Raw genomic sequence first — 19,749 nt, forward strand, 5'->3', positions numbered from 1 at the left:
TGTCACTCCTTTTATTCTGAATCTGGTGCCGCTTCTGGTTTGCGGTTAGACAAGAGAACAAATGGCAAATAGATGAAGACTGCGACCACAATACAGATAAGCTGTGTGATGACAGCCCCCATGCTGCCGGCGGTGGACAGCCATGCATTCACAATCGGTGGTGTCGTCCACGGCACCATCACGACGGCTTTTCCAGCAAACCCTGTAGCCGTCGCAATGTAACCAATCGTTCCTGTCACAAGCGGTGTGACGATAAATGGAATTGCCATCACAGGATTTAACATGACAGGCAAGCCAAAAATAACGGGTTCATTGATGTTGAAGAGGCCCGGACCAGATGAGAGCTTGGCAATACTTCGCATCTCTTCCCTTCTTCCAGCAATAAAAATCGCAATCAAAAGCCCAATGGTCACACCTGAACCACCGATGCTCATATACACATCCCAAAATGGCATCGTGATGATATTCGGAATCTCTTTTCCTTCTTGAAATGCTGTCATATTTACTGCAATTGATCCTAATAAGAGCGGCTCCCGAATCGGTTTGATCATCTGGTTGCCATGGATGCCGATCACCCAGAAAAATTGCGCCACAAACATCAACGTTAAAATCCCTGGCAGACCCTGTACAACACTTTCTAGCGGGCGCTGCACCACGTTATACACTGCTTCATGCAAATAAATGCCTGTCAAACGATGAAATGCAAAGCCGAATGAACTAATGATCGTAATCGTAATGATCGAAGGAAAAAGTGACGAAAAAGATGTTGCCACATTCGATGGAACAGAATCCGGCATCTTGATTTGCAGCCATTTCACCTTGGTCAGCTTACAAAAGATTTCCACAGATACGATTGCAATGATCATCCCTAAAAATAAACTTTTTGGATCGGAAAATTGCCTTGCCAGTACATCTACAACTTCACGCATCGATCCATCCACTTCAAGAAGAAGTGTCGTTGGAATAACAGATATAAATGAAATCAATGCCATCAGCCCTGGGAACAGAGACTTGTGCCCGTTGATTTTCCCAAGCTCTATCCCGATGAGGAACACAGCCCCAATGGTTAAAAAGTTCAGCGTGGCATAATTGATTGCCTTCATAATTGGCTGAAGCTCCGCTAAAAATCTGAACATCTCAAAATGAGCAAGCCCTGTTTCCGGGCTCATGATCATATTTGCCACCAATACAGCAAAAGCCCCTGTAATGATGATTGGCATCAATGTGACAAATGCCTGTTTAATCGCCATAATATATTTTTGATTCGTGATACGATAAGCCACATTCCCCATGACGTCTGCCGCTTTCTCCTTAAAGCTCATGATCTGTCTCCCCCTTTGCAAAAACTCGTGATCATCCTCCTTTGATGTTATTTTAAAAGCGCTTTCATTAACATCTAATCTTTTTCCTCACAGATGCGGAAATGGGTGTCCCGTTTTTTCATTCGGATGCTCCAATACTTGCAGCGCCGCCGTCAGTTCCTCAAATGAAGCGGCCTTGATGAGCTGCTCTACCACTTCCTTGCGCTCTGTCAGCCGTACAAGAAATTGATACAGTGACTGTAATTCTTTTTGATACATCTTCTGAATACTCAACAAACAAACGACTTGCACCCGATTTTCACCCCACAACACCGGTTTTTTCAACGTACAGATCGCACAAAACGTGTCATCTGTTGCTGGCTTAATCGGATGAGGAATCGCAACTAAATGACCGAACGATGTCGGTGACACTTGCTCTCTTTCCAGCAATAATTGTTCAAACTCTTCTGGGATGCGATCCTCTTCCTTGAGCACATTTACGAAAAATTGCAGTACCTCTTCCCTTGATTGAAGGTCTTGCTGAAAATATGTCAGTTCCGGACTTACATACCGCAAAACCCCTGTATCCTGCGGACCCTGCACAAACCGTTTCAGCCGCACAATATCATCGTCACTTAGAATCGTATGTACATCAATTACTGGCACCGGCAACGTGTTCTGAAGTGGAATGGTACTAATAATAAAATCAATGCTTCTCAAATCGTACGAAGAAATTTCCCCAACACTCGCAGAACCAGCGATATCCAGCCTTCCGCTAAAAGCTGCTTTCAGCTTATGAAGAAGGAGCTGACTGCTGGCGACACCCGTCGCACACACAATCAGGCATCTCTTTTTCACATGCTGTGATTTTGTCCGCTCGATTGCAGCCCCAATATGAAGCGCCAAATACCCAATCTCATCCTCATGAATCTCAATTCCCTCTTTTTCTTTCAGCCATCTCCCCATATAAACGCCAGCTTCAAATGCAATGGGATAATGTCTTTTAATGTCCGTTAAATAAGGATTACGAATGTTCATATCGTACCTAAAACGATGAATAGCGGAACGTAAATGAAGACTTAATCCAACGATGAATTCTTTATCAAATTGAATACCAAGTGACATGTGCTCCTCTACATAAGCAAGCAATTGGTGGATGAAGCGAAAGTGATCTTCTTCTAGAAGGTGAAATAGCGTATGACCCGCATCTCCGTAAGCCATCATCTTAGCTCCCATCAAGTGAATCGCAATATACGCCATTTCAGATAATGGAAAATCAATTGCTAGGACATGCCGAATATCCTCTGCCATTTGTTGAGCTACTTGGAAAACAGGCTGCACTTGGATCTCTTTTAATTCCGTTTCTGGCATCATGACCAGTTTTTTCTCTTCAATTCGTTTGCATGCTATGGCGATGTGGGTGACTAAATTACTTAAACCGATTTCTGACAGATGAAGTCCACTAGCTTTTGTACGTGAACGCACGATATCCTGGATCAATTGATACGTTTCTTCAGGTAACAGCGCCGAGTTCGCATGCGCTTGCTGAAACACATGCTCAGCCATACAATATCTCAATTTCATTTCATCTCCTGTCAGCCGCAATCCATATTTAGGACGATGTGACACAGAAAGTCCATGTAATGAAAACAAATGTCTGACCGCTTTCAAATCATTTTTCACTGTCGATTCACTCACAAATAATTCCTCTGACAACGCATCTAACTTAATATAGTCTTCTGATAGAAGCAGCCTTTTCAATAGATAGGCTACACGGTCTTCAGGCTGATTGGGAATGACCTGTTCCTTTTTTTCGCTTCTTTCTCTCAATGACTTTTTCAAAAATGTACGAAAAGACCCATAATCCTCGACGGTCAATGTATACCCTGCCCCGCGTTTGATATGCAGTACGGCTCCACATTCTTCTAAAATAGATTTAAGCGCTTTCATATCTGTTCGGATCGTTCTTGATGTGACGCCAATCATGCGGGCAATTTCTTCACTAGTCAGTTCCTGTTCCGCTTGCATCAGTCGTTTCAGAAGCTCCTCCTGACGTAGAGATAGCATGATCTCTCCTCCCTTGGTATTTACTTTTGCCTATCATCATAAACGAAAGTAGAACTCTTTGCCCAGTTTTTCTTTCAAGTCGGGAACCATGATATGGCTCATTCGTATGAATAGAAAACAAGAGGAGGGATGCATCATGGGTTCTTTTATGTTTGTTATTATGATGATATTGGCTTCTTTAGGAGCAATCATTGCCCATTTATTCACATCAAAGGATCGGCGTACGTCTGCTAAGCGTTCTTCACATCACAGTTCAACAACAAGTAACTATACTGATTCTTATACTCATTACGCTTCTGATGCCTCCTGCGGAGGAGATTCCGGGGATAGTGGTGGTGGATGTGACTAAACAAAAAAACAGCCGCTCGCTAATGAGACGGCTGTTTTTATTATTTTAAAGAGCCTTCCAGCCCCGTTCAATCAGATGTTTAACATCAAGTGCAAAATCCTCACCCTTTTCCATCACGTCCTGGGCTCTTCCGGCAAAGTTACTGGCAACAGCCAGCTCCATTTTTTTTAATTCAAAGTGCAAGATTTTTTGATCAATCTCTGCGATATATTTTTCATACTCATTGTTCACGATGTCATGCATGACATGATAAGCATCTTTTCGGTGGCGATGAAAGTCGGTTCCTCTCTCACCTTTCCATGACGAATCTAAAGCAGGCTTCTTGATTTCCTTTATGTCAGACTGCGCAAGATCTTGTTCTGTTCGAATATTGCTTTTGGCTGTCTTTAACCGAGAGATCATGTCATCAAATTCTGCACGTCTGTTTTCAATTCCCATATGCAGATGGTGTAGCATCTCGGATAAACTCATGTCATCCACCTCTATCGCACCTCATACGAAAGCACAGATCAGAGCCTTGAAAATGATCGACTCACTTGGTTTTTCCAAACCTGGCATTTCTATCGTTTGGCTTTCATTAAGTATAGTATAAGGTGAAAAGCCTCAGTCTTAAATAGGGAAAAGGTGTCCTTTTAGTGACGTGTTTGGAAGAAAAACGGAATAATACAAGGTCGTAAATCCCGATTTATATATGAGTCCTTAGATCTATATTTCGCATCATACCATGAAACCCATTAGAAAAATGATTGCCATTATTTTGCCGCAATCGCTTCGTCCTGTTCTTTTAAGGTTTTCACATTCGAGCGCGTGTCCTGGACATTTTTGGTTAAAGCTTCTTTAAAACTTGAGACCATTTCGTTGACCTCTGCCTCGCGTGCCGTCCACTTGGTTACAAATTCAAGGCTGTTTTCACCTGCTTTATCTGCTGCTTTTTTCATCGTTAATGCTTCGACTGCTTGGGAGACTTCATCTAGTTGATCCATAACTGTTTGGTAGTTTAATTTAATTTGTCCCATCTTGATATCCTCCAGGTTTGTTCAGCATGAAGGGGCTTATAAGCTGCTCCATGCTTTTGAGATCAAGCGTTTGGCGTCCTCTACTGCGTCTTCTCCTTTTTCAGCAAGACGTGCGGCGTCTCCAGCTAGGGAACTGGCAAAGGATAACGCAGCTTGTTCGGCTTCCAACGTACTGATTTTGAATTCGATGCGGCTCACGTAACGCGGGTACTTATCGTTTACAATCGTTTGCAGCGCATCATGTGCTTCATTCCGCTCTGATTTGAAATCCTGGCTTCGTTCACCTTTCCAAGAGGTCCCAAGCTTTGGCTGCTTGATTTGCTTCAGGTCTGTTTCTGCCGCATCTTGTTCACGTTCGACCTTACTTTTCGCCTTTTTCAGTCGAGCGATTTTCTCTTCGATTTCTGCTTTTTTACTTGTAATGCCACCGTTTAGGGCAGACAGCATATCCGATAAGCTCATTATGGGTTCCTCCTCCTGACAAAAAATAAAAACGCTGCTTAGAGTTCATCTAAACGAGCGTAAGGTGAATAGCACTTTTTCCATTATTGTTATTATAAGGTTCAAAGACTCACGTTTGAATAGGGATTTGTGCCCTTTTTATGGGATAAATATGCTTTCATTCTGCTTCTCATTACCCCTTAAGACCTCTTTTATAGGGGGTCTTAAATCCTGATTATTTGTTACATGTCACATATAGCCATAAAGACCCAGGACAAACAAAAGCCGCCCGGTTGAGGAGCGGCTTTTGTAAACGGCTTATGAAGCCGATTCTTCTGATTCTTGTGGATTCTTAACGTACCAGATGAATTTCCCTGTATATCCATAAATAATAGCAAGACCGATGGCAACAAAGCTCAACCACATAAATGGTAAATAAGAGAATGTGGATACGCCTAGAATTCCCGCCATGTAAATCCCGTTATCTGACCAAGGGACCATACCAGACGTCATTGTTCCACCGACCTCAGCGTTTCTAGATAGAACGCGTCTGTCTATTTTCAATTTATCGTAGCTTTTTTCCATAATTTTCGGTGTAAGAATTAATGAAACGTACATTGCACATCCAAAAATATTTGCAAAGAATGCTACAACAAGTGTAGATAGGGTTACATTTCCTGCATTATATAATTTCTTCTCAAAAGTAGAGACAATCACTTTTAGAACGCCTAGATATTCAAGTACGCCACCAAACCCAAGCCCGAGAATAATGACCACTAAAGATCCAAGCATATTCACAATACCACCACGATTTAACAGCGTATTTAAGAAATCTACATCTGAATTAATAGAGAAGCCATTGTATGCTGAACCAATCGCATCTGCTGGATTCATTCCTTGGAAAGCCATCGCCCAAATAGATCCTAAAAGAGCACCAATGGCAATAACAGGCATTGAAGGTTTCTTAAATACGAGCAGTAATACAACCACTACTGCTGGGATGACCATCCAAATGTTAATGGTAAATGTATCATGCAGGGCATTTTTCAAAAATTCTACCTTATTTTGATCAATGTTGCGTCCACCATACATAAAGCCTGTAACCGTAAACATAATGGCCGTAATGACAAAGGCTGGTACGGATAAAACCATCATCGCTCGAACATGTGCCAGCACGTCCACTTTTGAAAGAGAGGAAGCGAGCACTGTACTATCTGATAATGGGGATAATTTATCTCCAAAATAAGCACCAGATAAGACGGCACCTGCCACGATCGGAAGTGGAATACCTAGCCCTTCACCAATTGCGATCATCGCAATCCCTGCCGTTCCAACCGTCCCCCAAGAGGTTCCTGTTGCAATGGACATGAGTGCACAGATGACAAGTGTAGCTAATAAGAAGATATTAGGATGAATAAACTCTAAACCATAATAGATTAACGTAGGTACAACCCCACCTGCAATCCATGTACCAACAAGTGCACCTACTGCAATTAAGATTAAAATGGCTTCTAAACCATTCGATATCCCTTTTGTGATCGCATTTTGAAGATCCTTATAGGAATGCCCCAATCGAATACCTAATGCGATAACCATAAACCATGAGATAAACAATGCTAGTTGAATATCCAATTTGAAATAAAGAGTAAAAGATAAAACAATTGCTAAAAACAAGCCAAGTACAGACACGACTTCTAACATAGACGGCAGACGTGGTGATTTCATTGTGTTTCCTCCCTTTGTGTACGCGTTAAGCGTTTTCAAAATATTGTGAAAAAAGTGTGTCAATTCGAAAGAAAGCGAATTGCCTGTTTTTCTCTATTTCACAGGCAATTCTACATATTAATAAAATAAAATTTTTGATATTATTATCGCTCTAGGAGCTCTGCACCCGCAATGCCGGGCTTTGTCATCTCGAATGGATTCAAAATAATATCAAGTTCTTCTTCTGTTAACACATCATTTTGCAAGCAAAGATCTCTGATCGATTGTCCTGTCAAAATGGCTTCCCTTGCGATTCTAGCCGCTGCTTCATAGCCTAAATGAGGATTCACGGCAGTGATCACACCTGCGCTTTTTTCTACATATTCTTTCAAACGTTTTTCATTTGCTTCAATGTCCACTAAGCAATGATCTGTGAATGAACGGAATCCGTTATTCATTATACTAATAGATTGAAGTAAGTTAAAGACCAAAACAGGCTCCATCACATTTAACTCAAGCTGACCTGCTTCAGAGGCAAGACAGATGGTGTGGTCATTCCCAATGACCTGGAATGCGATTTGGTTAATGAGCTCTGCCATGACTGGATTGACTTTCCCAGGCATAATGGATGATCCTGGCTGACGAGCTGGCAATGCAATTTCAGCAAGACCTGCACGCGGACCAGAAGCCATTAGACGAAGGTCATTGGCAATCTTAGACATGTTCATCATGCATACTTTTAATGCGGCAGAGACTTCTGTGTAAGCATCTGTATTTTGCGTCGCATCTACAAGATGCTCTGCGCCTACAAGCGGAAGACCAGAAATATCGGCTAGCTTCTTCACGACGATCTCAATATAACGAGGATCTGCGTTTAGGCCTGTCCCAACTGCTGTTGCCCCCATATTGACTTCATATAAATGCTGTTTTGATTGGTTGATCCGCTTAATATCGCGGCTGAGCACGCGGCTGTAAGCTTCAAATTCCTGTCCTAAACGAATTGGAACAGCATCCTGCAGGTGCGTACGTCCCATTTTGATGACATGATCAAATTCTTTCGCTTTCTTTTGGAATACGTCCTGCATCGTTTGCATTGTCTCAAGCAGAATGTCTAACTGCTTCAATACAGCAATATGGATCGCTGTTGGAAACGAGTCATTCGTTGATTGTGACATGTTTACATGTGTGTTTGGGCTTAAATGGATGTATTCACCCTTTTGATGTCCCATGATTTCTAGCGCTCTGTTTCCAATTACTTCATTGGCATTCATATTCATCGACGTTCCTGCGCCGCCTTGGATTGGGTCTACAATAAAGTACTCATGCAGCTTGCCTTCAATGACCTCATCAGAAGCTTGTACGATGGCATTTCCAATTCCTTCATATAAACGCCCAACCTCCATATTGGCTTGAGCTGCTGCTTTTTTCACGATGGCAAAGGCTCTAATCAGTTCCTCGTGCATGCGGTACCCAGTAATCGGGAAATTTTCCTTTGCACGAAGAGTTTGAACTCCATAATACACGTCTGCCAGAATTTCTTTTTCTCCAAGAAAATCCTTCTCATAGCGATAAGTTGCTTGAACCATCTGATATGACCTGCTTTCTATAGAATAGTTAAATCACTAAATCTTCTGCGATCGGCGTTTCCATAATCTTTTTCACTTCTCTTGGGTCTGTTGTTTTACCTAATGCCCACATGAGTTTCGGCACGATGGCCTCTGTGTTCATGTTTCGTGAACGTGCCACTAGTTCTTGATTGATTTTGCGTCCTACTTCATACACGCTCATGTCTTCTCCTTCTTCAAGACACTGAGTTGTGATGACAACAGAAATGCCTTCTTCAAGCAATTCGTTGATTTTCTCTAAAAGGTTTCTTCCTTCGAAAGGAATTCCGCCGCTGCCGTAGCTTTCGATGACGACTCCTTTGTATACACCTTTGATTGCATCTAAGAATTCAGGCTTTAGACCTGGGTGCAATTTCAAGAGACAAACGTCGGTGTTTAAGGATGCGTCTAATTTAAGCGGTTTCATTGACGATCTTTTTACTTTGCTATTGTATTCAATTTGATGGTTTTCAATCGATGCAATATATGGATAGTTAATACTTTCAAATGCATCATAGCTTTTCGTTCTTAGTTTGATTGCGCGTGTCCCTTGAATGACTCTGCCATCAAAGACAACATACACGCCGCCTACGCCGTCACATGCAAAGCGAATCGCATCGGTAATGTTTTTCTTTGCATCTGTTTTCTTGAACGTAATCGGAATTTGTGAGCCTGTAATGACAATTGGCTTATCCGGATTTTGCAGCATATAAGATAGTGCTGCTGATGTATAGGCCATTGTATCGGTTCCATGCGTGACGACAAAGCCGTCATATTGATCATAATTTTCATAAATGGCTGTTGCGATATCCACCCAGTATTCAGGCTGCATATTTGTACTATCTATACTCATTAGGGACTTTGTGTCCATTGTGTAATCTGCATTAATTTCGTTTAAATAGCTTAAAAGGTCCTCAGCTTTAACACCTGGAGCCAAACCATTTTCACTCTCTACAGATGCAATTGTCCCTCCAGTGGTTAAAAGCAATAATTTCTTCAACAGGTCCACCTCTTTCAGTAAAATTACTTCGTTTGTCACACATATTATAAGCCAGCTTGTGCTATTCTATAATATACGCTTTACGCGTACCTTCATTGCCATTATAGTCACATAACGCGAATTAATCAAGAAATTATTACGCATAACGCGTACATTCTATTACAAAATATGATATACTGTTGTTGTATATAAAGGAGCGTTCATGTAATGATACTCGATCGTTTAACCACTCTTAGAAAAAAGAAAAAATGGTCTCTCCAGCATACGGCAGATCGCCTAGGTATCGCCAAAAGCACCTATGCCGGTTACGAATCTGGGTACCGACGACCTTCGCTTGAAGCAGTGAAGCGCCTGGCTGATTTGTATGATACGTCCATTGATTTTTTACTTGGTAGAACGGACGAGCCAGAGATACAACGTAAAATCTCTGATATCAAAATTGAACTGACGGAAGCAAAAGAAGGAACAATCCTTGTAGACGGGGTTCCCCTAAATGATGAAGAAATCAAACAGCTTGTTGCCTTTATTCGGGCGAAAAACACCCTAAAAGTATAAAACACAGAAAAGAGAGGCCCCTATTAATCGGGTGCCTCTCTTTCCTTTTTCAGCTGCTTAAGAATAAGGAGAAGACAGCTGACTTAATTCCTCTAAGCGCCGCTTCGCTTCTTCTTTATTAAACGAACTATAATAGCGATAATTCTCATCATCTAAGATGCGGTAATGCTGACTCAGCACATTTTGCTGAAGACGAAATGTGCCTTTTTTGATAGACGTCCGCCACCAAACCTTTCCGCCGATTGTACGTTCCACCGATAGATGCAATTCATCATGTGCCACAACTTCCAGAATCTCAAGCGGATCATCCCCAAGTGTCCCTTTTAAAATGTCACTGTCCCTGAATAATGCACATACGGCCGCAGTCTGCGTCCAGCTAAGGCGCAGCCTGTTTTTTTCTACCTGCTGCAAATGCCGTTTCGATAAACCAAGTACCTCAGCCATGCGGTCCTGTGTATAATTCTTTTCTTTTCGAATCCGTGCCATTTGTTCTGTGACGAGGTCGATTACCATCTCTTTATCCATCTCTCATCACCTCTCCGAGTGTTCAGTGTTTACTGACATCATACACGATTTTTCCGAAAAAGTGGCGCCTCATCCTTTAGAATCTTGGCAAATACTACCTAGTTAATCTATTCTTCGACCTGACCATGCTGCTGTCTCCAGCTCTCTTGGGCTGCCTGATTTAAATGTGGGTAGATCTCTTGTTTGACGGTTTGCTCGAATACTTCTTCATCTAAAATACTGTACGCTGGAATCTTAATCAATTTCCCATCTATTGTCCGAATGAGCACATCCATGAAGAGAAATCCTCTTACACTGTACCGATGCCTGCGCATATCAATGGATTGAATGTCATGAAAAGAGATCGTCCGCTCTCGATGCAGAACAGCACCATTTTTTCCGCGCTGAATGCGAAAAATCACGTTTCCCCTCTTCGTAAAAGCCGGTAGAATCATCAAAAAAGAGATCAAGCCATAGAAAATGCCTAATAATCCGCCTAAAAATAAAAACAATGTATAATTCGATTCAAATGTAAGAGCTTCTGAAAACAGCCAAATACCGATGATACCGAAGCCGCCCGTTGCTAAGAATGCCCATACCCTTAGAAAGGTCCTGCTTCTCACTTCTATTACATCACTTGGATTCAAGCGTCATTCTCCTTTTCTCCATTAGAATATAGAACGTAATCTGTCTCTATGAGCCGTCTCCACGCGAAATTCACTTTCTTTTATTCCCGACACAAGCCACGAATGTTCCTCACCTGGAATGACAAATAACATGGATTCCACATCAGGCGTATTATTTTTGTCGTAGACGACCTTCATTAGGGAGTCCATCTTTCCTTTTCTCTTCTGTACATCAGAAACAAATGCCTGCACGAGTTCTCCGTTCTCTGCTCGATGAAGGAAGGAGGGCCACTCATTCTTCGCCTCACTTGCTTGCTCTAATAGCTTTTCAAATTCCTCTGCTTGCAGGGTAATGACAGATTCAGGGTGATCACTCATCTTTATGTTGAAAAAGGCCGTCACTTGCTTCTCTGCCTGCTGGTCGTCTTTCAGTTTTTGAATCTGATGGACTTGTTGATCATACAGCGTATGGTGCGCATATACGCCCTTCTGTGTCGTATGAAAGGAGGTACTGACTTCTTCATCTTCATCCCCAAATCGAGACGCCTTGACGGTGTGAGATGCGTCATTCATCGCCTGGATGAAATGACGGTATTCCGCTTTATAACGATATTGTCTGTTTCGAAATTCAAGTACACCTTTTGCGAGCAAAGAGCGACATGCAATTTCAAATAAAAACCCTAGGCGCTCGTCCTCTACATCAGGATAATAGGCTTCCTTTAAGGACATGCCTTGTTCAAAATAGCCTTCACTGTAAAAACTAAAGATGAGTTCCTCAATACTTAGACTTAGCTGATCCAACTTGATCTCTCCTTATCCAAAAGAAAATGCACCCTTAAAGAAATCGCCTGCACCTTTTATGAGCGAATCTGCGGTTTCTTTTGTTTTTTCTATCCCTTTATGTATCACCTGATTTGCCTGATCAATGGTGTCATTGACTGCTTTCACACCTTGACCCGCCAGCTCGAATGCTTGTTTCCCTTTATCCACGACCGCATGAATTGGGTCCTTTAATTTCACTGCAACCTGCTCAGCAAAGCCTGATGTCAGCTTGGCAACTTTTTCTCCTATAAATCCACCGACTGCGGAACCAATGGCTCCTCCAACGACGGTTCCAATCGGTCCCGCAAAGCTTCCAAGAGCTCCTCCGACAACGGCACCTGCGACAGACCCGCCAGCAATAAAGACCGTATTGTTCACTGCATTTCCAACAGCCTTCGCATTTTCACGCTTAAGGACTTCTGGCTGATCACCGAATTCTGCATAGTTCTCAGCAATTTTCAAACCACAACCGACCGTTTCTGTTGCGCCAGTGACAACCGTTGCAATGATGGCATTTCCTTTGGCGAATCTTGATCCATTTTTCAAAACAGACTTGATCGCAGCTGTGTCCTTCCAATTGATACTTCCTTTTGTAAAGTCACGGACACTATTCGTGAATGCAACTGTATCGTCAGGATAAAATTTTGTGAATTTCTTATGGACCAAATCAGCCATCGACCAGTTTGATCGTTTTAATAATTCTTTTTTACTCAGCCAAATCCTTGCTAGTCGGTCAAATCTCGTTCCTTCTACCCGGCTGGTCAGATCAAGCAGCAGCTTTGAATGCTGCGCTGCATAACGGCCATTGTCTTTAATGAAGGTCGTCATCCCAAGCCCGTAGTATTTCGCCTGCATCATCACAATACCAGCTAAGCTCGTGAGTGTACCATATTGATCATAGATACTGTACAACTTCCGTAAAATATCATCCGCTTCGACCATTTTATCTTTTGCATGACGAATCGCAATATCATCACTGCTCAATTTACTGATCAATGCTTGTCCTGCTCCCCATGCATCCCCGACGCCTGAAAAACAGCTTCTATACCGAGGATCACAGCCTAAAATGAGACCATCCAGTTCACTATGTAAATCGCGGTGCTTCGTTTCTATGACAGAAAGTTCGCTTACAACATCATTCGCCAGCCCTGTCAGCTGATCTGGATCAACCACTATGTCACGTGCCATCACATCATCCCCCTTCTCGGTTTCTTTCTCTCCGTTCTTCTCGTCTCTTTCGCTCAAGCTCTTCCATTCTGGCTATTTCAGCTTTCCGTTCCTCGATTTTAACTGCTGCATCGCGCAGTTCCTGACTTGTTTCAAGCAAATCCTTTTCGAATTGATCATAGCGTGCCGTTGTTTCCTCAAAGCTTTGATCAAATTTATTCCTTGCTTCTCCCTGCCAGCCTGATCCTACTGCCTTGAGCCGATTCACAAGCAGCTGCTTTGACTGCCGAATCTCCTCAGCTGCTTCCTGAAACTTTTGAGCGAGTGCCAGCGTTTGACTAGAATCCAACTTTCGCACCCCTTTCTCCCAATTTAACGTACAAATGGATGATTTTATATGTCCTCATTATAAATAAAAAGACACCCAAAAAAATCACCCTAAAGAACCATTCAACACATCACAAAATGAAAGTAGGTCTTTTTCCTCTCTAATTGCCAGAGAAAGCCTTTCTTGTTATGAAGCGCATTCAAGACGTGATAAAATGAACGTATTCTACAAAAGGAGTGACGTATACATGAAAGAAGAAATGATTCAGCGATTCACAAGTTATGTGACGGTAGATACGCAGTCGGATGCAGATAAGGAAAGCTGCCCATCGACTGAAGGACAGTTGAACTTAGCGAGACAGCTAGTCGAAGAAATGAAGTCCATCGGAATTCAAGAAGTGACAATGGATGAAAACGGCTATGTCATGGGAACGATCCCGTCTAACACAGAAAAAGACGTACCCACTATTGGCTTCCTGGCTCACATCGACACAGCGACTGACTTCACCGGCAAGAATGTGAAACCGCAGCTTCATGAAAACTATCAAGGCGGCGACATCACCTTAAATGAAGATTTACATATCGTTTTATCTCCATCACAGTTTCCAAATTTACAAAAGTATCAAGGACATACGCTGATCACAACAGATGGCACAACCTTGCTTGGTGCAGATAACAAAGCGGGTATCGCAGAAATTATGACTGCCATGCATTACCTGATCGAACATCCAGAAATCAAGCATGGAAAAATTCGCGTCGCCTTTACACCAGATGAAGAGATTGGCAGAGGGCCGCACAAATTTGATGTGGATGCCTTTGGCGCTTCCTATGCGTATACAATTGACGGAGGACCGCTCGGGGAGCTGCAATATGAAAGCTTCAATGCAGCAGGTGCGAAAGTATCCATTAAAGGAAACAACGTCCACCCTGGGACAGCAAAGGACAAAATGGTCAGCGCTGCGAAGATTGGGATGCTCTTCCATAACAAGCTTCCTTCTGATGAATCTCCGGAATACACAGAAGGCTACGAAGGATTTTTCCATCTCACGAAGTTTGTAGGAGAAGTTGAAGAAGCAGAGCTGCAATATATTATTCGTGATTTTGATAAAGACAAATTTAACGATCGCAAAGCACTATTTGAAAAAATAGCAAATGACTTAAAAGCCATTTACGGAGAAAACAGCATCAATCTCAAAATTCAAGATCAATATTATAATATGAGAGAAAAAATTGAGCCGGTGAAACACATTGTGGATATTGCCCATGAAGCATTGGAAAACCGCTCAGTGACACCTGTGATCGAACCGATCCGCGGCGGTACAGATGGCTCCCAGCTTTCATATAAAGGTCTTCCAACGCCAAACATCTTTACTGGCGGGGAAAACTTCCACGGTAAATATGAATTTATTTCTGTCGAGAACATGGTGAAAGCAACAGAAGTCATCGTTGAAATCGCCCGTCTATTTGAAGAAAAAGCATAGATATGTTTAAAACCGTTCCTGTTCGGGAACGGTTTTTTAATAAAAGTTTACAATTTTCTGAAACTTTTATGACACTTATTCGTACTAATAGAGACAACCCCAGAAAAATTCTTCTTGACGAGTGCAATAACTGGAAATATAATAGTTGAAAACAACCAGTATTTTAGACCTAAATTAGCAGATCATCTAAACCTTAAGAACTAAACCGATTTGCTGCTTATTTTCAGTTATAAACATCACTCACCCTGTCTACACTTAAAGAATAGGATGAATTGGAGGAATGTCATATGATGATTTTATTGATTATCGCTTCACTTTGCTGCTACTTACTATTCTCTTTCAAAAAAGATAACCGCACACCAAAACGAAAAAGCGCAGAGCTTTCGGAGTTTGAAATCTTTCGTATGCGCCGCCACTACAACGGAAAACGCCGTCACCCACTAAACGAGGCACCTAAACAAGTATAAATCTAAAGAAAGAGCCTCATAAGGGGCTCTTTTTGATTGAGTAAATAGCAAAAAACGACCAGATACAGTGGTCGTTTTTTTATTTATATACCTTCGCAGGAACTTGAATCATCGGAATTCCTACATAGTAAGGTGAAATCTCATATGGTTGGAAGACAACAGCAATTCCCTTTTTCGTGAAGTAATACTGCGTGTTGTAGTTAATTTCAATGTCTCTTTTTTTCAGGTTCGCATAGAATTTGCTTTTATGTTTCTTTGTGTAGTTATAAATATAATCTCTTACTTTCGTACGCTTTTTCTTTGTTTTCACAACGTCTGTCAAGAACACTTGCTTTGTCTTTTTCTTCGTTAGCACATAGTTCATGCTGGAAACCATCGTATCGCCGTGCATTCCACCATCATTCATGTAGTCATAGTTTAAGATACTGAGTTTCTTCCCATTGTTAAATTTCGTTTTAAACGATCTTTCGTACGTGATCTTCCCAAAGCCTTCCTTTTTCGCTTCGTCCTTTAAGAACAAGTAAGTAGAATAAGAGAACGCGATGTCTTCTTTTAAATCACGATTGATGGTTTTCATATGCGCCTTACTTAGGTTTTTCACCTGTGCATATTTAAACGTTTTTTTCTTTTTATAATAGTGTGTGCTTACTTTCGCTTTTTTTGCTTGTTTGGCATCCGCAGATCCAACTGGCGCAAACAACGAAACAATCAGTGAAAAAATGAGTAGACTGATCGTTAGGCCTTTTTTCATTGTCATAGTAAAAACCCCCATTTTTGTCTATTACCAATCGAGTATACCATGACAAAAGAACCAAAAGAAGCAATATTTCCATTTTATTCTTCCTTTTTCCACTTCGGGTTTGTTTACCGTTTTCATAAGTTCCTGTATGCTTAATGTAGAATGCTAGATGAAGTGTGGTGTTTATCATAGAAGAGAATATTTTTAGTCACATCCGGACGACGTTTCATAGTTTGTCTCCAACCCAGAAAAAGATTGCCAATTACATTTTAGAAAACCCTCAGAAAGTTGTGCTTCATTCCATTAGTGCACTCGCTGCTGAATGCAATACAAGTGAAACGACGATCTTTCGGTTTTTACGGAAAATTGGCTATGAATCGTACCAAGTGTTTCGTGTCCATGTCGCACAGGATATAGCAACCAATACACCCCAGTCCATATATGGTGAGATCGAGGCATCCGATAGTGTAGCTGACATTAAACATAAGGTCATAGAGTTAACAACAAACTCTATTCAAGACATGAAACATATATTAGAAGACCATGCCGTCACGCAATTCATTGAACAAATGAATCAGGCACATAAAACCGTCTTCTTCGGAGCCGGTGCATCCAGCTTTATTGCTGGGGATGCTTATCATAAGTTCCTCCAGCTTGGTTTTGAAGTGAGTCTATGCAGCGATCCGCATATGATGAACATGATTGCAACTCACGCCACGGAACACGATTTTATCGTTGCGATCTCCCATTCAGGAGAGAGTAGAGAAATTCTTGATGCCGTGCAATTTGCTAAAGAAAAGGGAGCAAAGGTTGCCTCTATCACCAGCTATCCGAAATCAGAGCTCGCAAAGCGATCTGACTTTCATCTGCTCAGTTCCTCTAGGGAGACAACCTATCGATCTGACTCCATGATCTCCCGTATTAACCAGCTTGTGATCATTGATGTACTATACGTCGCCGCTGTTTTAGAACTAGGATCAAATGCCATAGAAAATGTGAAAAGATCTCGATTAGCCGTAGCTAAAAATAAAACATGAACGCAAAAGGCCGGAGCTGATTCCGGTCTTTTTTTGTGACTTTTCTCATATTTTCCGTTGACACATTCCTAACACGTCATGTACATTAAATGGACAATAGTTTATTTACTACTATCAAAAATGGAAGATAGTATATATACTAACAAATGAAAAAGAAAGCGCTTTTTGTAAGGGTTTTCTATAGGAGGCGTTCCATGTGACAAAGAAAATTGGATTCATTGGATTAGGTATTATGGGAAAGCCTATGGCGCTCAATCTATTAAAAGCCGGTCATACTGTGACTGTGTTCGATCTAAATGAGGAAGCGATTCAAGCGTTACAAAAAGCCGGAGCAAAAGGTGCCGTTTCAGCAGCTGATGCCGCTACTGAAAGCGATATCATTATTACAATGCTTCCTAAAGGAGAGCATGTAGAGGCAGTTGTTTCAGGTGATCATGGTATTTTAGCTACAGCTAAACCTGGCACTATTGTCGTAGATATGAGCTCAATTTCCCCTGTTACTTCTAGAGCTTTAGCTGCTCTTACAAAACAGCATCAGGTGGAATTTATCGATGCGCCTGTCAGCGGCGGAGAACCGAAGGCAATAGACGGAACACTTGCCATCATGGCTGGCGGCGAAGAAGCCATCTTTGAGCAAGTGAAGGATGTCCTGCTTGCGATGGGCACAGAGGTTGTATTAGTTGGCACAAATGGAAGCGGAACAACAGCGAAGCTCGCCAATCAAATCATCGTCAACTTAAATATTGCCGCTATGTCCGAGGCGCTCGTTCTTGCTGCTAAATCGGGCATTGCCATTGACAAAATGTATGAAGCCATTCGCGGTGGGCTGGCAGGAAGTGCTGTTCTCGATGCAAAGGTCCCTCTCATTTTAGAACGAAACTTTGAACCAGGCGGACGTATCGACATCAACTTAAAGGATTTAACCAATGTGATGGAAACTGCTCATGATATCGGCGTTCCTCTCCCGCTTTCTAGCCAGCTGCTCGAAATTTTCCACGCGCTCAAAGCGGACGGAAAATCTGGGCTTGACCATGGCGGCATCGTTCAATATTACGAAAAAATGGCTCATGTCGAAGTGAAGAAAGGATGAGATAGTCATGAAGAAAAGCACTGACATACTGAATACCCTTCCGAAAACGGATGTAAAGATTATTCAATCAGCATACGAACAAGCACTGAACAGCTTTCATCATAAAGTCATTGTATTAGATGATGATCCAACAGGGATTCAAACCGTACATGGCGTCTCTGTTTTCACCGATTGGTCAGAAGAAAGCATCAAAGCCGGTTTTCTTGAAGACAGCCGCATGTTCTTTATTTTGACCAACTCTCGCAGTATGACAGAGAAAGAAACGGCGGCTGTGCACGAAACAATCGCTTCAACCATTGTAAAGGTAGCGGAACGGGTTGATCAGGACTTCATCATTGTCAGCCGAGGAGATTCCACTCTTCGTGGACACTTTCCGCTGGAAACTGACGTACTCAGAACCTCGATTGAACAACAAAGCTCCCGCCAATTCGATGGAGAAATCCTTCTTCCTTTTTTCCAAGAAGGTGGACGCTTGACGATCAACAATATTCATTACGTCCAAGAAGGACACGAATTAATTCCTGCTAGTGACACAGAATTTGCACGAGACCGCACATTCGGCTTTCAGTCATCTCATCTAGGAGAATGGATTGAAGAAAAGTCAGACGGATCGTTCACGAAAGAGAACACCACCTACATTTCGTTAGATGATCTACGGGCTTTACGAATTGATCAAATAAAAAAACAGCTCTTGAGTGTGACCGATTTTAAAAAGGTGGTTGTAAACGCTGTGGACTATGACGATGTCAAAGTCTTTGTCACCGCTCTCATTGAGGCCATTCAAGCAGGAAAGCAACTCATGTTCAGAAGTGCGGCGGCACTTACAAAAGTTCTTGGCGGTATAGGGGATCGTGCCTTATTAACAAGACATGACTTGATACAGGAAGAAAGCTCGCACGGTGGTCTCATTATGATTGGTTCTCATGTGAAGAAGACAACAGATCAATTAAAGGCGCTTCAACAAAATAAAGAGGTAGCTTTTATTGAATTCAATACACACCTCGTGCTAGAGCCTGAAGCATTCCAACAAGAAATTGACCGCGTGATTCAGCAAACTGAAGCATTATTAGCATCTGGTCAATCTGTGGCTGTTTATACAAGAAGAGAACGGCTTGATCTTGGGAATGATCGTCAGGAGGAAGAATTGAAGCTCTCTGTAAAAATTAGTGATGCTGTGACAAGCATTGTCCAGCGTCTCACAATTCGTCCTAAGTATCTCATTGCCAAAGGTGGCATTACCTCGAGCGATATTGGTACTAGAGGACTTCACGTGAAACGTGCAACCGTAGCAGGGCAGATCAGACCAGGGATTCCCGTGTGGCAAACAGGCGAAGATAGTAAATTCCCTTTTATGTCTTATGTGATTTTCCCGGGAAATGTTGGTTCAAGGGATACGTTAAAAGAAGCTGTAGACATACTTGAAGGATAAAGCATAGGGGGTGTTTTCGCGCT

21 protein-coding genes are annotated in these 19,749 nt (G+C 42.1%); 7 read left to right on the plus strand and 14 right to left on the minus strand.

Features of this window, described 5'->3' with window-relative positions:
• Positions 1–11 precede the first annotated feature (11 nt).
• Both ACQYAC_RS12085 and ACQYAC_RS12090 read right to left on the minus strand, forming a co-directional pair.
• Positions 12–1,322 (minus strand): PTS sugar transporter subunit IIC, encoded by a 1,311-nt coding sequence (locus ACQYAC_RS12085; RefSeq protein ID WP_050944554.1) that lies wholly within the window; start codon positions 1,320–1,322, stop codon positions 12–14.
• 87 nt (positions 1,323–1,409) lie between these two features.
• The gene (locus ACQYAC_RS12090) at positions 1,410–3,368 is read right to left on the minus strand and encodes a BglG family transcription antiterminator (RefSeq protein WP_429943370.1); all 1,959 of its coding nucleotides are present in this window, start codon (positions 3,366–3,368) and stop codon (positions 1,410–1,412) included.
• 136 nt (positions 3,369–3,504) lie between these two features.
• Between ACQYAC_RS12090 and ACQYAC_RS12095 the strand changes: the two genes are divergently transcribed.
• Positions 3,505–3,717 (plus strand): hypothetical protein, encoded by a 213-nt coding sequence (locus ACQYAC_RS12095; protein ID WP_429943371.1) that lies wholly within the window; start codon positions 3,505–3,507, stop codon positions 3,715–3,717.
• A gap of 45 nt (positions 3,718–3,762) precedes the next feature.
• Here ACQYAC_RS12095 and ACQYAC_RS12100 read toward each other — a convergent pair whose 3' ends face one another.
• The 6 genes from ACQYAC_RS12100 to ACQYAC_RS12125 form a co-directional block, all read right to left on the minus strand.
• Positions 3,763–4,188 (minus strand): YwqH-like family protein, encoded by a 426-nt coding sequence (locus ACQYAC_RS12100; protein ID WP_003214784.1) that lies wholly within the window; start codon positions 4,186–4,188, stop codon positions 3,763–3,765.
• Between the two features lie 281 nt (positions 4,189–4,469).
• Positions 4,470–4,733 (minus strand): YwqI/YxiC family protein, encoded by a 264-nt coding sequence (locus ACQYAC_RS12105; RefSeq protein ID WP_058013332.1) that lies wholly within the window; start codon positions 4,731–4,733, stop codon positions 4,470–4,472.
• Between the two features lie 36 nt (positions 4,734–4,769).
• A complete protein-coding gene (locus ACQYAC_RS12110; RefSeq protein WP_050944558.1) occupies positions 4,770–5,195 on the minus strand; it encodes a YwqH-like family protein in 426 nt (141 codons plus the stop codon).
• Between the two features lie 297 nt (positions 5,196–5,492).
• Entirely contained in the window at positions 5,493–6,899 is a 1,407-nt protein-coding gene (gene nhaC, locus ACQYAC_RS12115; RefSeq protein ID WP_429943372.1) for a Na+/H+ antiporter NhaC, read from the minus strand.
• A 143-nt stretch (positions 6,900–7,042) separates the two neighbouring features.
• Entirely contained in the window at positions 7,043–8,464 is a 1,422-nt protein-coding gene (aspA, locus tag ACQYAC_RS12120; RefSeq protein ID WP_012011744.1) for an aspartate ammonia-lyase, read from the minus strand.
• A 28-nt stretch (positions 8,465–8,492) separates the two neighbouring features.
• On the minus strand, positions 8,493–9,482 hold the full coding sequence (locus tag ACQYAC_RS12125) for an asparaginase (protein ID WP_058013330.1): 990 nt from the start codon (positions 9,480–9,482) through the stop codon (positions 8,493–8,495).
• A gap of 207 nt (positions 9,483–9,689) precedes the next feature.
• Between ACQYAC_RS12125 and ACQYAC_RS12130 the strand changes: the two genes are divergently transcribed.
• Complete coding sequence (locus ACQYAC_RS12130; protein ID WP_003214932.1) at positions 9,690–10,037, plus strand: helix-turn-helix domain-containing protein; 348 nt, start codon at positions 9,690–9,692, stop codon at positions 10,035–10,037.
• 57 nt (positions 10,038–10,094) lie between these two features.
• Here ACQYAC_RS12130 and ACQYAC_RS12135 read toward each other — a convergent pair whose 3' ends face one another.
• From ACQYAC_RS12135 to ACQYAC_RS12155, 5 genes are all read right to left on the minus strand, one after another.
• A complete protein-coding gene (locus ACQYAC_RS12135) occupies positions 10,095–10,562 on the minus strand; it encodes a helix-turn-helix domain-containing protein (protein WP_169055997.1) in 468 nt (155 codons plus the stop codon).
• 107 nt (positions 10,563–10,669) lie between these two features.
• Positions 10,670–11,188 (minus strand): YfjD family protein, encoded by a 519-nt coding sequence (locus ACQYAC_RS12140; protein WP_429943373.1) that lies wholly within the window; start codon positions 11,186–11,188, stop codon positions 10,670–10,672.
• Between the two features lie 21 nt (positions 11,189–11,209).
• Positions 11,210–11,968, minus strand: a complete 759-nt coding sequence (locus ACQYAC_RS12145; protein WP_429943374.1) for a hypothetical protein — start codon at positions 11,966–11,968, stop codon at positions 11,210–11,212.
• A 12-nt stretch (positions 11,969–11,980) separates the two neighbouring features.
• Positions 11,981–13,177 carry a DUF6861 domain-containing protein gene (locus ACQYAC_RS12150; protein WP_268497358.1) on the minus strand — a complete coding sequence of 399 codons (1,197 nt, stop codon included), beginning with the start codon at positions 13,175–13,177 and terminating at the stop codon, positions 11,981–11,983.
• 4 nt (positions 13,178–13,181) lie between these two features.
• On the minus strand, positions 13,182–13,505 hold the full coding sequence (locus tag ACQYAC_RS12155; protein ID WP_429943375.1) for a WXG100 family type VII secretion target: 324 nt from the start codon (positions 13,503–13,505) through the stop codon (positions 13,182–13,184).
• A 226-nt stretch (positions 13,506–13,731) separates the two neighbouring features.
• On the opposite strand from ACQYAC_RS12155, the gene pepT reads away from it, so the two are divergent.
• Both pepT and ACQYAC_RS12165 read left to right on the plus strand, forming a co-directional pair.
• Entirely contained in the window at positions 13,732–14,964 is a 1,233-nt protein-coding gene (gene pepT, locus ACQYAC_RS12160; protein WP_429943376.1) for a peptidase T, read from the plus strand.
• 287 nt (positions 14,965–15,251) lie between these two features.
• A complete protein-coding gene (locus ACQYAC_RS12165; protein ID WP_041816054.1) occupies positions 15,252–15,431 on the plus strand; it encodes a hypothetical protein in 180 nt (59 codons plus the stop codon).
• Positions 15,432–15,510: 79 nt separating this feature from the next.
• Here ACQYAC_RS12165 and ACQYAC_RS12170 read toward each other — a convergent pair whose 3' ends face one another.
• Entirely contained in the window at positions 15,511–16,188 is a 678-nt protein-coding gene (locus ACQYAC_RS12170) for a DUF3298 and DUF4163 domain-containing protein (protein WP_058013325.1), read from the minus strand.
• A 161-nt stretch (positions 16,189–16,349) separates the two neighbouring features.
• Here ACQYAC_RS12170 and ACQYAC_RS12175 point away from each other — a divergent pair, with 161 nt between their 5' ends.
• The 3 genes from ACQYAC_RS12175 to ACQYAC_RS12185 all read left to right on the plus strand — a co-directional run bounded on the left by ACQYAC_RS12175 (position 16,350) and on the right by ACQYAC_RS12185 (position 19,726).
• A complete protein-coding gene (locus tag ACQYAC_RS12175; RefSeq protein WP_186306799.1) occupies positions 16,350–17,207 on the plus strand; it encodes a MurR/RpiR family transcriptional regulator in 858 nt (285 codons plus the stop codon).
• A gap of 196 nt (positions 17,208–17,403) precedes the next feature.
• The gene (gene garR / locus ACQYAC_RS12180; RefSeq protein WP_058013323.1) at positions 17,404–18,297 is read left to right on the plus strand and encodes a 2-hydroxy-3-oxopropionate reductase; all 894 of its coding nucleotides are present in this window, start codon (positions 17,404–17,406) and stop codon (positions 18,295–18,297) included.
• Positions 18,298–18,304: 7 nt separating this feature from the next.
• On the plus strand, positions 18,305–19,726 hold the full coding sequence (locus tag ACQYAC_RS12185; RefSeq protein WP_429943377.1) for a four-carbon acid sugar kinase family protein: 1,422 nt from the start codon (positions 18,305–18,307) through the stop codon (positions 19,724–19,726).
• Positions 19,727–19,749: the final 23 nt, after the last annotated feature.

Source organism: Bacillus sp. MM09(2025) (assembly GCF_050496725.1).
Taxonomy (GTDB): domain Bacteria; phylum Bacillota; class Bacilli; order Bacillales; family Bacillaceae; genus Bacillus; species Bacillus pumilus.

Bases quoted from the DNA above. Each gene is read 5' to 3' on its own strand.
- ACQYAC_RS12090 (WP_429943370.1), bottom strand. From the start codon at position 3,368: ATGCTATCTCTACGTCAGGAGGAGCTTCTGAAACGACTGATGCAAGCG.
- ACQYAC_RS12110 (WP_050944558.1), bottom strand. From the start codon at position 5,195: ATGAGCTTATCGGATATGCTGTCTGCCCTAAACGGTGGCATTACAAGT.
- pepT (WP_429943376.1), top strand. From the start codon at position 13,732: ATGAAAGAAGAAATGATTCAGCGATTCACAAGTTATGTGACGGTAGAT.
- aspA (WP_012011744.1), bottom strand. From the start codon at position 8,464: ATGGTTCAAGCAACTTATCGCTATGAGAAGGATTTTCTTGGAGAAAAA.
- ACQYAC_RS12100 (WP_003214784.1), bottom strand. From the start codon at position 4,188: ATGAGTTTATCCGAGATGCTACACCATCTGCATATGGGAATTGAAAAC.
- ACQYAC_RS12085 (WP_050944554.1), bottom strand. From the start codon at position 1,322: ATGAGCTTTAAGGAGAAAGCGGCAGACGTCATGGGGAATGTGGCTTAT.
- ACQYAC_RS12165 (WP_041816054.1), top strand. From the start codon at position 15,252: ATGATGATTTTATTGATTATCGCTTCACTTTGCTGCTACTTACTATTC.
- ACQYAC_RS12185 (WP_429943377.1), top strand. From the start codon at position 18,305: ATGAAGAAAAGCACTGACATACTGAATACCCTTCCGAAAACGGATGTA.
- ACQYAC_RS12130 (WP_003214932.1), top strand. From the start codon at position 9,690: ATGATACTCGATCGTTTAACCACTCTTAGAAAAAAGAAAAAATGGTCT.
- ACQYAC_RS12170 (WP_058013325.1), bottom strand. From the start codon at position 16,188: ATGACAATGAAAAAAGGCCTAACGATCAGTCTACTCATTTTTTCACTG.
- ACQYAC_RS12150 (WP_268497358.1), bottom strand. From the start codon at position 13,177: ATGGCACGTGACATAGTGGTTGATCCAGATCAGCTGACAGGGCTGGCG.
- nhaC (WP_429943372.1), bottom strand. From the start codon at position 6,899: ATGAAATCACCACGTCTGCCGTCTATGTTAGAAGTCGTGTCTGTACTT.
- ACQYAC_RS12105 (WP_058013332.1), bottom strand. From the start codon at position 4,733: ATGGGACAAATTAAATTAAACTACCAAACAGTTATGGATCAACTAGAT.
- ACQYAC_RS12095 (WP_429943371.1), top strand. From the start codon at position 3,505: ATGGGTTCTTTTATGTTTGTTATTATGATGATATTGGCTTCTTTAGGA.
- ACQYAC_RS12135 (WP_169055997.1), bottom strand. From the start codon at position 10,562: ATGGATAAAGAGATGGTAATCGACCTCGTCACAGAACAAATGGCACGG.